10 protein-coding genes are annotated in these 13,527 nt (G+C 65.3%); 7 read left to right on the top strand and 3 right to left on the bottom strand.

Going from position 1 to position 13,527, the window contains the following annotated elements:
* Positions 1–120: 120 nt before the first annotated feature.
* Positions 121–1,458 carry an IS110 family RNA-guided transposase gene (locus DN412_RS33575; RefSeq protein WP_115215527.1) on the bottom strand — a complete coding sequence of 446 codons (1,338 nt, stop codon included), beginning with the start codon at positions 1,456–1,458 and terminating at the stop codon, positions 121–123.
* Positions 1,459–1,866: 408 nt separating this feature from the next.
* Positions 1,867–2,721: a Rossmann-fold NAD(P)-binding domain-containing protein gene (locus DN412_RS33570; RefSeq protein WP_115215526.1), complete on the bottom strand. Its 855-nt coding sequence runs from the start codon at positions 2,719–2,721 to the stop codon at positions 1,867–1,869.
* A gap of 695 nt (positions 2,722–3,416) precedes the next feature.
* Here DN412_RS33570 and DN412_RS33565 point away from each other — a divergent pair.
* Both DN412_RS33565 and DN412_RS33560 read left to right on the top strand, forming a co-directional pair.
* Complete coding sequence (locus DN412_RS33565) at positions 3,417–4,778, top strand: MFS transporter (RefSeq protein WP_115215525.1); 1,362 nt, start codon at positions 3,417–3,419, stop codon at positions 4,776–4,778.
* A 162-nt stretch (positions 4,779–4,940) separates the two neighbouring features.
* Positions 4,941–6,071 carry a DUF1254 domain-containing protein gene (locus DN412_RS33560; RefSeq protein WP_244222897.1) on the top strand — a complete coding sequence of 377 codons (1,131 nt, stop codon included), beginning with the start codon at positions 4,941–4,943 and terminating at the stop codon, positions 6,069–6,071.
* Between the two features lie 88 nt (positions 6,072–6,159).
* Here DN412_RS33560 and DN412_RS33555 read toward each other — a convergent pair whose 3' ends face one another.
* The gene (locus DN412_RS33555) at positions 6,160–7,596 is read right to left on the bottom strand and encodes a DUF1254 domain-containing protein (RefSeq protein WP_161564085.1); all 1,437 of its coding nucleotides are present in this window, start codon (positions 7,594–7,596) and stop codon (positions 6,160–6,162) included.
* A gap of 342 nt (positions 7,597–7,938) precedes the next feature.
* Between DN412_RS33555 and DN412_RS33550 the strand changes: the two genes are divergently transcribed.
* The 5 genes from DN412_RS33550 to DN412_RS33530 all read left to right on the top strand — a co-directional run bounded on the left by DN412_RS33550 (position 7,939) and on the right by DN412_RS33530 (position 13,526).
* Positions 7,939–8,685: an SDR family NAD(P)-dependent oxidoreductase gene (locus DN412_RS33550; protein WP_115215522.1), complete on the top strand. Its 747-nt coding sequence runs from the start codon at positions 7,939–7,941 to the stop codon at positions 8,683–8,685.
* Between the two features lie 42 nt (positions 8,686–8,727).
* A complete protein-coding gene (locus tag DN412_RS33545) occupies positions 8,728–9,483 on the top strand; it encodes an SDR family NAD(P)-dependent oxidoreductase (protein ID WP_115215521.1) in 756 nt (251 codons plus the stop codon).
* Between the two features lie 196 nt (positions 9,484–9,679).
* A complete protein-coding gene (locus DN412_RS33540; protein WP_115215520.1) occupies positions 9,680–10,768 on the top strand; it encodes a Zn-dependent alcohol dehydrogenase in 1,089 nt (362 codons plus the stop codon).
* Between the two features lie 125 nt (positions 10,769–10,893).
* Positions 10,894–12,507, top strand: coding sequence for a flavin-containing monooxygenase (locus tag DN412_RS33535; RefSeq protein WP_115215519.1), 1,614 nt, complete (start codon positions 10,894–10,896; stop codon positions 12,505–12,507).
* Between the two features lie 65 nt (positions 12,508–12,572).
* Positions 12,573–13,526, top strand: coding sequence for an alpha/beta hydrolase (locus tag DN412_RS33530; protein ID WP_115215518.1), 954 nt, complete (start codon positions 12,573–12,575; stop codon positions 13,524–13,526).
* Position 13,527: the final 1 nt, after the last annotated feature.

Here is a 13,527-nt window from a genome sequence, read left to right as displayed (position 1 = left end):
CATTGGGCCGTCGGTCATCGCGGCGCTGCCGTTCACCGGTATAGCTCATCTCCGTTTCTCCGCCCACGCCGGGGCCGGAAGGGCCTTGAAATGCTCCTGAGAAACCAAAACGGACTGGGTTCAGGGGGCCACCTTCATGGGATTGATCTGATAGCCCAGTGCGGCGGCGCGGCGTTTGAGCGCGGCGATGCTGCGCTCGTGCTGTTGTTCTTCGTAGCGCTGCTGGCCCTGGTCGACGAAGGTCTCGCCGCGTGTGAGCATGAAGTACACCATGCGGGCGAGCTTATGGGCGACGGCGGTATTGGCGCGCGGCTTGTCCATGCGCGCACACAGGCGCCGGTAGAACGCGCCGAGCGCGGAGCTGTTACGCGACAGACTCATTGCGGCCAGTTTCAGCGCCTGGCGCACCCGGTTGGTCGAGCGCCGGGTGCGCGCGCTGAGCACCTTGCCGCCGCTGACCTTGGTGCCGGGACACAGCCCCAGCCACGAACAGAAGTGCTTGACGCTGCCAAAGCGGCGCAGGTCCGGGCCGATTTCCGACAGCACCGTCAGCACCGAGGTGACAGCCAGTCCGTTGATACGGGTGAGGTCCACACCGGCCCAGCGTGCGAGCGCCGTGCGTAGGTCGAAGCTGGGCGTGTTCTTGCCGCGCCGCTTGCCCGGCCCGCCGAGTTCGACCTCGTGACGGCCCAGCGGCGCGAGCAAGGCCTCGAGCTTGGCGTCGCACTCGAAGATGCGCTGGGCGAGGCTGTCGAACATCGCCAGGGCCTGCCCGAGCACGAACAGGTGCTCCTCACGCCAGTTACCGGTCAGCGCCCGCGCGATGTCGCGCTCGCTGGCCTTGACGCGTCCATGACGATGGCGCGCCAGCACTTGGGGGTCACGCTCGCCCGCCACAATGGCCCGGACGATGGCCTGGCCGGTCATGCCCATCACGTCGGTGAGCACTTCGCCGAGCTGCAGGTTCATCTGGACCAAGGCCTTGTGCATGCGCTGCACCCAAGTGGCCTGCTCGGTGAGCAGCACCTCGCGCTGACGTACCACCGCGCGGACCACGCACACCTCGTCGCCGGGGCGCCACGCCGCGCGCAGCAGTCCCAGGCTCATGAGCTTCTGCAGCCACTGGCAGTCGAGCACGTCGCTCTTGCGCCCGGGCACGTACTTGAGCTGCCGAGCATCGACCAGCCAGACCTTCAAGCCGCGTTGCTCCAGCACTTCATACACGGGGATCCAGTACACGCCGGTGGACTCGAGCGCGACCGTGTCCACGCCGCACGCCAGTAGCCAGTCGGCCAGCGCATGCAGGTCGTCGGTCATCGCGCCGACTTCGCGTATCGGCTCACAGCCGGCCTGCTCGGCCAGATGCCGCGGCACCGCCACCCAGTGGCTCGACGCGCCCACGTCGATCCCCGCCGCGTTGGGGAATACCACCTCTTCTTCTTGCTTGCGCATCGCCATGGCTTGCTCCACCATCGTTGATGAACGGCAGCGCCATGGGATGCGTCGAATTCGACTCGATCTCCTGAACGGGATGCGCATCGCTGCGCTCACCACTGTCGCCGACGAATCCCGGACCATGCTCCAAAGCGGGCTCACTCCACGGCGTGCATGCCGAGAGCGCGCACCATTGGTGTGTCGGTCATCGCGGCGCTGCCGTTCACCGGTATAGCTCATCCCCGTTTCTCCGCCCACGCCGGGGCCCGAAGGGCCTTGAAATGCTCTTGAGAAACAAGGCGCGTGCCTGGCTGAAACCCGACAACATGGGCATAACGATGACCCGCTTAATAACCACAAGTCATCGTTTCTCCGCCCACGCCGGGGCCAGAAGGGCCTCCTAATATTCAACTCAGCGAAGATGACCGGCAATCAATGCCGGCTCAGTTCGGCGGCGCAACGGTTCGTGGCCGCGGGACCGAAAAATGCAAGGGGGTTATTCATGATCAAGGTAGTGATTGCCGATGACCACCCCGTCGTGCTGGACGGGATGAGCCGGGTGCTGGCGAGCGAAGTGAGGCGTACCGTCACCAGCTCATCGCTGAGTTCCTCCAGCACGCAGCGCGTCGCGCGCGCCTCGGACAGCGGCAAGGCCAGCCACACTTCCTCGATGCCCTGCTTGCGCACCCGGGCGATAAACTCGCGCAATACCTGCAGCGCGGGCTCGGTGCTGGTGTCGCCACAGATATGCATGTCCACCACGCGATAGCCCGACGGCTGCGCGCCGCGGGCGCGATCGGCCACTTCGCCGCACAGCGTGCCGGCGCCGACGATGGCGACGCGGCGATGCGCGCGGCGGGCGCGTGCGGCCCATCCGCGCAGCGCGTGGCCGGCCATGCGTGCCGCCGCCAGGGCTACGCCGGTGCAGAGCGTCCACAGCCCGAACCACGCCAGCGAGAACGGCACCGTGTCGTACAGCATGAACATCAGGCCCAGGCTGCAGGCCTGGGCCACCGCCCAGCCGCCCAGTAGCGCCGCCGGTACGCGTAGCCGGCCACGCCCCGGCGGCAGGCGGTAGAGGCCCAGGGGCGGAAACAACGTCAGCACCAGGGCCACGTCCAGCGCAACACAGGTTCCCTGTACCACGCGCTGGGTGCCGTCGTCCTGCAACAGGAACGCGGCCGTGACGGCGCCGCCCGCGGTGATCGCAATATCGAGACATCTCGCGACGGCCGCCGCCTTCGGCAGGGAGCCGTAAGACAGCCGTGCGCCAACGTTAGACAACATGACTAGTTCGGCCACTTTCCTCCCGCGATGCAACGGATTTGTTGCCGCTCGGGACAGTCCGCATAGGCTGAGGCATGCGGGCTACGGCCGGAATAAGCCAAGCCTTAAAGTGGGTGGGAAGTTTGCTTGGCTGTCCCGAAGGACGGGGGAGGGGAGCGCCCGGGCGGCCGTGCTCCAGCCCGGCCGGGCCTTTGTGATTGTGAGGCCCGCAGTCCGCCGGGGTTGCGGGGCGTAGCGGGGCTTACTGGGAATCTTCTTAGCGTGCGGACGACTGCCCGCGATTAAAGCCCAAACAACGTGCGCGACGTCCATGCCGGGCACCGCCAGCCGCATAAGCACCGCCAGCCATAAGCTCCGTTGTGGTTTTCCCTGTCCCACCCATTCCCGGCGTTGCGCCCACGCCGCTGATGCACCAATACTGGCGCACAGCCAAACGAATACGAATCACGGGGACACCATGAAGCGTTCGCCACGCGGACATCGCAGTTTCCATCCAGGGGCCCTTCGCGTCCCATGACGGCCGGCCGCTGAGCGGCCGCGGCATCGCCCGGATGCCGCCGCGCGCGCCAGCACCAAACCCGACGCATCTGAAAAAATCCCGGCATGCGCGCCCTGCGTGCAGGACCGCGTTCGTCCCGGCCGCGCGGAGATCTCCTTCGCCGGCGCCGCATTCCAACACCTCAAGAGGAGCAAGCATGGAGGGTACATCCCCGAATATCGACGTCAAGCGCTTCATCGACGAACAGCGCTTTTCCCCCTACCAGTGGGGCATTCTCGCGGTCTGCTTCCTGCTGATCGCCATCGACGCCTACGACGCCCTGACGGTCGGATTCGTGGTGCCAGCGCTGATGCAGGCATGGCAAATGGATAAGGCCGTGTTCGGCCCGGTCATGAGCGCATCGATCGTCGGCATGGCCGTCGGCGCGATGATCTCCGGCCCGCTATACGACCGCTCCACGCCGAAGACCGTGATGGTGGTCTCCATGGTCATGTTCGGCCTGTGCAGCTTCGGCAGCATCTTTTCCGAAACACCGCTGTCGCTCGGCATCTGGCGGCTGCTGACCGGCCTGGGCATCGGCGCGGCGGTGCCCGGCGTCAACACGCTGATGTTCGAATATGCACCCACGCGGCGCAGCTCGCTGGTCATCAACACGATCGCATGCGGCGGCATGCTCGGCGCGGCGGCCTGCGGTGTCGCGGCCGGTTTGCTGGTGCCGGCGTATGGCTGGAAGTGCCTGTTCGTGGTAGGCGCGGTCCTGCCGATCGTGCTGGCGCTGGTGGTGCACTTCTACATGCCCGAACCGCTGCGTTTCATGGTCATGCGCAACTGGCCCGCCGAGCGAATCGCCGCGGTGCTGCGCCGCGTCGCCCCGAAGCACGACTTCAACGGCGCCCGATTCGTCGTGACCGAGGAGCAGGCCGAGGATCGCAAGTCGGGCATGGGCGTGTTGCTGTCGCGGCGCCTGCGCACCGGCACCCTGATGCTCTGGCTGGCCTATTTCAGCGGCACGTTCGCCTATTACCTGCTGATGGGCTGGCTGCCCACGCTGCTTCAGGAAGCCGGCGCGTCGCTGCGCAACGCTACGCTTGCGACCAGCGTGCTCTCGGTGGGCGGCATCGCCGGCGCGCTCTGCTTCGGCTGGCTGATGGACCGCCTTGACCGCAATACCGTGATCGCGCTGGCTTTCGTCGTGGGCGGCGCGTCGATCTGGACGCTCGGACGCCAGGCCGGGCAGCCGGAACTGCTGCCGGTCATCCTCTTCATTGCCGGCGCCGGGCTCAGCGGCGCCATGTTCTCGCTGCCCGGCCTGGCGGCGGCGTACTACCCCACCAACGGCCGTTCGGCGGGTATCGCCTGGATGTATGGCATCGGACGGATCGGCGGCATCCTGGGGCCGGTCGCGGGGGGCATGCTGCTGCATACCACCGGCTCAGCCGGATTCTATGCGGTTGCAACCGCGACGATCCTGCTGCCGGGGTTCGCGCTATGGATCAAGCGGCGGGCTGCGTCGCGCAATGCCGGTGCTGATGGTGTCGGCGTCATCCGCGACGCCTGAACCTGGTCCTGGATCTGCCGGTGGTCCCGAGATGAACGGCAACGGCCACGGCGACCATCGCCTCATCGGACACTGCGGAAGGTAAGACACCTGCGCCCATGGCATCGGCTCCCTGTCATGGGAACAGAAGCTCCGGGCACTACGCGATGATGCAATGCGGGAATGCATGGCAACGTCTTCCCAGGCTACGCGCCTGGGTTTTCCTCTCTCAATATCAGACCTCCATTCGAAAGGAAATTCACGATGAAGTTCGTTCTCGCTTGCACCTTCTCGGTCCTCGGCGCCGCGGCATCCGTCATGCCGGCATACGCCCAGAGCAAGGCGCCCATCCCATCCGCGGTTCCGGCGGTTGCGGTCACGCTGGACAACTACATCCGCGCGGAGAGTGACCGGAGCCTTGAATCCGTGGTGCGGCGGGGTGGGTTCGGCAAATTCTTCAACCAGCGCGAGCTCGCGCCGATTGACCGGCAGATCGTGGTGCGTCCCAATCGCGACACGCTCTATTCGCTCGCGGTTGTGGACCTTGACGCAGGCCCGGTGACCATCGCGATGCCGGATGCAGGCAAGCGCTTCATGTCGCTGCAGGTGATCGATGAAGACCACTACACGCATGCCGATATCTATGGTGCAGGCACCTATACCTTCACGCGCGAGCGCATTGGGACACGCTATGCATTGCTGGCTGTCCGGACACTGCTCGATCCGGCGAACCCCAGGGATGTGGGGCAGGCCCATGCCTTGCAGGATGCGCTGAAGCTGACCCAGAAGCATCCAGGCAGCTTCGAGATTCCTGACTGGGACCAGGCTCAACTGACCAGGCTGCGTGAAGCCCTGCTTGTGCTGGGGACGACTGTCCAGGACACGAGAGGCATGTTCGGCGGCCCCCGCCAGGTCGATCCCGTGCGACGCCTGATTGGCACCGCACTGGCCTGGGGAGGTAGTCCTGAAAAGGATGCCTACTACTTGCCGATCACGCCGGCGAAGAACGACGGCGCGACCATCTACAAGCTCAGCGTCGGAGAGGTACCGGTCGATGGCTTCTGGTCGGTCAGCGTCTACAACGCCAAAGGCCTGTTCGAGCCAAACAAGTTCGGTGGGTACTCGCTCAACAACATCACGGCGAAGAAGAATCCGGACGGCAAGGTGGTGATCCAGTTCGGGGGCTGCGACGCGGCAACGGTGAACTGTCTGCCAACCATGCCGGGCTGGAACTACCTCGTGCGCCTCTATCGCGCCCACCCGGACATTTTGAGCGGCAAGTGGACGTTCCCGCAGGCTCAGGCCGTCAATTAAGCCGCACCGACTGGCAATTCGCTTCGGGGCGCATGGATCCGGCCAATGCGCCCCTTGACGACCCCTGCTCCCGTGAAAGGACGCCGGATTACTGGCGCACCAGGTCAGGCAGCTTCCAGGTCTTGTCCATCAGGCCCTGATCCGGCCCGTAGAAGCGGAACGCTGCAAACCAGTCCTTGCCGGGCCTTGTATAGATCCAGTTTTTCTCCTTGCCCACTGGTGCCTTCGGACCGAAAACTATGTCAACCGAGCCATCGGCATTGCGCTGCATGTCATGGCTGTAGGAGTCCAGGTTGACCCGAGGTGAACCGCGCATGAAGGCGGCCGTCTGGACGTCATAGATTGTCACCGCCCAGAACTGCCTTGCCGGGACGTTGGGCGGAACGTGCAGGACATAGCTGTGGCTGCCGTGCAAAGGCTCCCCGGTGGAGTCGTACCATGATGTCAGATAGGCGGTCGCCTTGCCGAGCTTGGCTGGCGGTGCATAGGCGAGGAAATAGAAGGCGCCCCGAGCGTCTGTCTCCAGGTGGCCGTCCTTGCGGAAGGTGAACTGCGTGCTTGCGCCGACGGTGCTTGGCAGATTGCCCCCCCAGCGCGACCCCGGCCACCAGGGCCTGGCACCAGTGCGCCAGGTGTTGATAAACGCGGCATGGGCCTGCTGGACACCGGCGCGCAAGGCCGCGCGCATGGCCGGATCGGGATTGAAAGGCTTGCCGGGCCCGATGCCCAGCTCACTGATGCGGGTCATGAGCGCGGCGTCCCTTGGCGAATCCGGCTCCTCGCTCACCATCCTTGCCAGGCGTGTATAGAAGCTCTCGTCATACCTGACGATGCCATCGAAGACTTTGCCGTCCATATCGATGAAGCGCTGACGTGGAGTGTTGCCGGCGTGCGCAAGGGGATAGAGCCGGAGTCGCTTCAGCACTTCGATGGCCCGGGCAACGTCGGCCGTGGACGACGAGGCCGGCGAGAATCGCAGCAGCGCGTAGCCGTTGTAGGTCGACGACGGGACTGCAATATTACCCGCAGGTACATCGCCCTTGAAGCCCGGCGGCAACAGCAGATACCTGCCTCCTTTTCCCTCATCCTCGCCGGCCGGTCCTACATCTGCCAGCGGCACCTGCCATGCGTCGAGCACGCTGCCGAAGATGCCGGCACCATCGGCGGCCGGCAGATCGAGTGCCACGGGTCCGTCCTTCAGATTGAAGTTGAAGTAGACGTACAGGGAAGACGAATTCGGCGTCGTGGTCTGGTTCTTCCAGTCGGCAGGCCTGGACCAGAACACGATGTCGTTGTACTCCGCTCCCGCATCCCGGAAGAAGGCCTCGCGCATCGCATCCACGCTGACGATTGGCATGCCCCAGACGGCTGCCTCTGCCGCCAGCTTTTGCCGGGAATCGGCGAGCGTCTCGGCAGGCAGGGTGGCGGCATTTGCAGGGGCTGGCGCGGTGATGAAACCTCCCGTCGCGAAGAGATGGCCGGCGACGAGGACGGCAGCCGTGAGCCCGGTATTGCATCCTTTCATATCTTTCCTGTGTTGTATTGACCGTCCCTTGTCGACAAGAGATGGCATCGGTACCAAGGGTCCGCAGCTAGCGTGCGCCGCAGTATCTGTTGTCGCTTAGCCTCTGCGCTGCAGCGAGATACATGCCGAGGCGGAACTCATGTTGACCTCGGGCCACCGTCCTGCCTCCTCCCCATCTGGAGGGGGGCGAGCCCCGGCGTGTGCCGCGAAAAGCCGGAGACAGCCTCTTAAGCTCTGATATGCCTGCCGGGAATGCCCTGGAAAAATAGGAATTGGACATCGTCAATCCGACTGCGGGATCATGCACGGCACAAGTTTTTCCCCGTGGACACAGGAGGCAGGATGAAGCTCAGTAAGAAGGTGGCGATTGTCACCGGCGGTGGGAGTGGCATTGGTGAAGCCACGGTCCGAAGGCTCGTGGCTGAAGGGGCAAAGGTCGTGGTAGCGGATATCACCGACCGTGGCGCGGCACTTTGTGGCGAGTTGAGCGAGGCCGGACACGAAGCGCTGTTCTGCAGGGTCAATGTCGCGCAGGAAGCTGACATCCGCCAGCTGATCGAGCAGACCGTCAGCCGCTTTGGCCGGCTGGATATCGTTGTCGCTAACGCCGGGATAGGACAAGCGGCGGTTCCGGTGGAGCAGACAGAACTGGATAGCTGGCAACAGATGCTCGATATCAATCTGACCGGCGTATTCCTGACCAACAAGCACGCGATCGCGCAGATGAAGCAACAACGGTCCGGGGGAGCGGTGGTGAACGTCGCCTCGATCATGGGGCATGTCGGCATGGCTGGCGCCACGGCCTACAACGCCGCCAAGGGCGGCGTCGTGAATCTGACCCGTTCGATCGGGGTGGCTTGCGCGCAGGACGGGATACGTGTCAACGCGGTATGCCCGGGCTTTGTCGACACCGCCATTCTCGATGCCGCCAGCGAGGAGAAGAAAGCCCGGATCGCCGCGATGCACCCGATCGGCCGGCTCGGGCGGAGTGAGGAGATTGCCAGTGCGATCCTGTTCCTGGCGAGCGATGACGCCTCCTTCATGGTCGGCGCCAACCTGATCGTCGATGGTGGCTATACGGCGCAATAGCGAGGTCGGGGCACGCGTCTCACAACAATGCGGAGAGGAAACATGCGTATCCAGGACAAGGTTGTACTCATCACGGGCAGCGGCACGGGCATCGGCAAGGCCGCGGCCTTGCGGCTCGCTCGCGAAGGTGCAACGATCATCGCAACGGACATCGATCCCGCCGGCGCCAGGGCCACTGCCCAGGCTGTGGAGTCGCTCGGTGCCAGGGCCATGGCGTTGCCACTCGACGTCAGCAGCGAAGCCCAATGGAAACAGGTCGTCGAGGAAGCACTCGCGGCCTTCGGCCGCATCGATGTCCTCTTCAACAATGCCGGCATCTGGATCATCAAGGCGCTGGCCGACACCACGCTGGAGGAATGGAACCGGCTCATGTCGATCAACGTGACCGGGACCTTCCTCGGCATGAAGCACGTGATGCCCCAAATGGCCAGGCAAGGAAAGGGCTCCGTCATCAACGCCTCGTCAGTCGCGGGCCTGGTCGGGGCGGCAGGCAATGCGCTCTATGGCGCCAGCAAGGGTGCCGTACGCCTGCTGACAAAGGATGCGGCCATCGAGTACGCGAGCCTGGGCGTGCGTGTCAACTCGATCCATCCCGGGCTGATCCAGACTGCCATGGCCGACTACGCCTCGGTGAGCATGCGTGCCAGCCAGGAAGAGCTCGGGCAGCGGCTCGCCCCAATGGGCCGCGTGGGCAGGCCGGAAGAAGTCAGTGACCTGGTCCTCTTCCTGGCGTCGGACGAGTCGTCCTATATCACCGGTGCCGAACTGGTCGTGGACGGTGGCCTGACCGCACGCTAATACCCGGCTTCCATGTCCGGGGGGCGCATGCATCAACGCGACGGTGCCGGGCAGTGGTATGAATTTACGGAATGCCCCGGAAAAGATTGAATTGGACACGCCGGACAGTGCGAGCGAGCATTGAAAAAAACAGGCGCGATCCGGCCGAGGTGTCTCACCCCGTCGGCCGTTTCACTTCAAGATGGCAAGGAGACATATGAAAGCCGCAGTGCTGTATCAAACCCATTCCCCATTTGTCATTGAAGACGTCGGCATTTCGAAGCCGGAGCCGCACGAGGTTCTGGTGCGGACCGCTGCGGTCGGGGTGTGCCATTCCGATCTTCACTTCGTTGAAGGTTCGCTGCCGTTTCCCCTGCCCGCGGTGCTGGGCCACGAGGCGGCCGGGATCGTCGAGCAGGTGGGCAGCGAGGTGCGCACGGTCAAGCCGGGCGATCACGTCATCTCCTGCCTGTCCGCTTACTGCGGCCATTGCGACCATTGCCTGACCGGGCATCTGTCGCTGTGCGTGTCGCCAGACACGAAGCGCAGCGATGACGAGGAGCCGCGCCTGCTCGCCAGGACCGGCAAGGCCATGCCGCAGTACATGAACCTGTCGGCGTTCGCCGAGCAGATGCTGGTCCACGAGCATGCGCTGGTGGCGGTCCGGCGCGACATGCCGCTGGACCGTGCGGCCCTGATCGGCTGCGGCGTGGTGACCGGGGTCGGCGCTGTCATGCATACCGCGAAGGTGCAGCCGGGCGAGACCGTTGCCGTGATCGGCTGCGGCGGCATCGGGCTTGCCGCCATCAATGGCGCGGCGATTGCCGGGGCCGGCCGCATCATCGCCATCGACCGCCTGCCGGGCAAGCTCGAACTGGCGCGCAAGTTCGGCGCGACGGACGTGATCGATGCCAGCAGCACCGACGCCGTGCAGGCGGTGCGGGAACTTACCAGCGGCGGCGTCCATCACGCGCTTGAGGCCATCGGGCTCAAGCAGACCGTGGAGCAGGCCTTCGGCATGCTGCGCCGTGGCGGCACCGCGACCGTGGTGGGCGTGGTCCCGCCCGGTGTCGAAATCGGCATCAAGGGATTCGAGTTGATGGAGGAGAAGCGCCTGCAGGGCTGCCGCATGGGCTCGAACCGCTTCCCCGTCGACATGCCGCGCCTGGTGGACTTCTATCTGTCCGGCAAGCTCAGGCTGGACGACATGATCTCGCGGCGCATGCCCCTCGAAGGCATCAACGATGCATTCGACGAACTGCGCCGCGGCGAACTGGCCCGCTCGGTGCTGATGTTCCCGCAGTAACTCATCCCCATACCGCCCGCGCGACGCGGGCGACTCCAATCGATCAATGCGACGCGTGGCGCTGCCCGCCCAGGGGCGACTTTCGCCCTGCACCGGCACCGCCGCGCCCAGGACAGGTGGTTCACATGGAACAATTCGACGCAATCGTGGTGGGTGCCGGCTTCTCCGGCCTTTACATGCTGCACAAGCTGCGCGAGCAGGGCATGAGCGCCCGCGTCTATGAGGCGGGCGACAACGTCGGGGGGGTCTGGTACTGGAACCGCTATCCCGGCGCCAAGTGCGACGTCGAGAGCATCTACTACAACTACACCTTCTCCGACGAGCTCTACCAGGAATGGACGTGGACCACACGGTATCCGGACCAGCCGTCGATCCTGCGCTACCTGAATCACGTAGCGGACCGCTTCGACCTGCGCCGCGACATCCAGTTCACGACACGCGTCACCGCCGCTCACTACGACGAGAAGGCGCGCGAATGGCGCGTGAAGACCGACGACGGCAAGACCGTTGCCGCGCGGTACTTTATCTCGGGCGTCGGCTGCCTGTCGGCGGCCAACCGGCCGGACATCAAGGGCCTCGACAGCTTTCGCGGAGAGGTCTTCCACACCGGCACCTGGCCGCACCGGCCGGTGGACTTCACCGGCAAGCGCGTCGGCGTGATCGGCACCGGCTCCAGCGGCATCCAGGCCATTCCGGTCATCGCCGCGCAGGCAGACCATCTCTACGTCTTCCAGCGCACACCCCAGTACAGCACGCCGGCGGCGGACCGTCCCTACGATGCCGTGCATATGCGCGAGGTCAAGGAGAACCTCGGCGAGATCCGGACCCGCATTCGCGATTCCTGGTCCGGGGTGCCGCGCTCGCCCATCGCGATGGACCGCAGCGCGCTGGCCGAGCCCCCCGTGCAGCGGCGGCAGACCTATGAGGCCGCATGGCAGCACGGCGGCTGGATCCATTCGTCTTACAACGACCTGATCACCGACGTTCAGGCCAACGAGACCGTGGCGCAATTCGTGCGCGACAAGATCCGCAGCATCGTGAAGGATCCGCAGGTGGCGGACAAACTGACGCCGGACTATCTTTTCGGCACCAAGCGCCCCGTCATCGACACGAACTACTTCCATACCTACAACCGCGACAACGTCACGCTGGTCGACATCAGGCAAGATCCGATCACCGGGATCACGCCGGACGGCGTGCGCATGGCAGGCACTGATTACGCACTGGACGCGCTGGTGCTGGCCACTGGCTACGACGCCATCACGGGGCCATTGTTCCGCATCGACATCCGTGGCAGGGACGGCATGAGCCTGCAGGACAAATGGGCAGGCGGCAAGGAGATCCATACCTACCTGGGCCTGGCCAACGCGGGCTTTCCCAACTTCTTCACGATCACCGGCCCGCAAAGCCCGTCGGTGCTCAGCAACATGGTGTGCTCCATCGAGCAGCACGTCGAATGGATCGCGGACTGCCTGCGCCACCTGCGCGAGGAGGGACTGGACACCATTGAGGCAACGGTGACCGCGGAGCAGACGTGGAGCAAGCACTGCGCCGAGGTCGCCCACACCACGCTGTTTCCGCGCGGGGAGTCCTGGTACACCGGTGCCAACATCCCGGGCAAGACGATGCCGTTCCCCATCTATGTGGCGGGCGTGAACGTCTATCGCGGCATTTGCGACAAGGTTGCCGCCAACGGCTACGAAGGCTTCGCGCTGACCCGTTCCGGCACCGCGCGCTGATCGCCGCTGCCGGCGTCCGTCGCCGGCAGCCATTCTTTCCCTCTCTTCTGAGAACCGCAAGCACCATGGCCCTTGATCCGAATGCCAGGTACATCCTCGACCTGATGGCCGCGGCAGGTAATCCGCCGCTGCATCAGCGCACGCCGGAGCAGGCGCGCGCCACGCTGGCGATCCAGCCGCTTGCCGGCGCGCCGGAGCCGGTCGCCAGCGTGGAAGACGGTACCGTGCCGGCCGGCGATGCCGAGCTGCCGGTGCGCATCTATCGGCCAGAAGGCACAGGTCCGCTACCCGCGCTGGTGTACTACCACGGCGGCGGCTGGGTCATCGGCAACCTCGACACGGTGGACGTGCCCTGCCGCCGGCTGGCCAACCGGGCCGGTTGCGTGGTGGTGTCGGTAGACTACCGGCTCGCGCCCGAGCACAAGTTCCCCACTGCGGCCGAAGATGCCTACGCCGCCGCCCGCTGGGTGACGGCCAATGCCGGTGTGCTCGGCGTCGACCCGGCCCGCGTTGCCGTGGGCGGTGACAGTGCCGGTGCCAATCTGGCCGCCGTCGTGGCGCTGATGTCGCGCGACCGGGGCGACTTCCGCCTGTGCCACCAGACCCTGCTGTATCCCGTCACGCACCACGCGTTCGACACGGCGTCTTACCGCGACAACGGCGAGGGCTACTTCCTCACGCGTGACGGCATGGCCTGGTTCTGGAACCACTACCTGGCCGACGCACAGGACGGCATCCATCCCTATGCCTCGCCACTGCTGGCCCCGGACCACGCCGGCCTGCCTCCGGCGCTTGTCATCACCGCCGAGTTCGATCCGCTGCGCGACGAGGGCGAAGCCTACGGTCACCGGCTGGCCGCAGCCGGCGTCCCGGTCGAGGTAACACGGTACGACGGCATGATCCATGGCTTTTGCTGGATGCCAGGCGCGCTGGCGCAGGGCGGACAGGCGCTCGACCAGGCCGGCGAGGCACTCAGGCGCGCATTCGCGGCGGCCCGGGCAACCCCCATCAACCACTAAC

The organism is Cupriavidus lacunae, assembly GCF_003353055.1.
In the GTDB taxonomy this organism is placed as follows: Bacteria; Pseudomonadota; Gammaproteobacteria; order Burkholderiales; family Burkholderiaceae; genus Cupriavidus; species Cupriavidus lacunae.
This window is presented reverse-complemented; position numbering and strand designations above follow the sequence as displayed.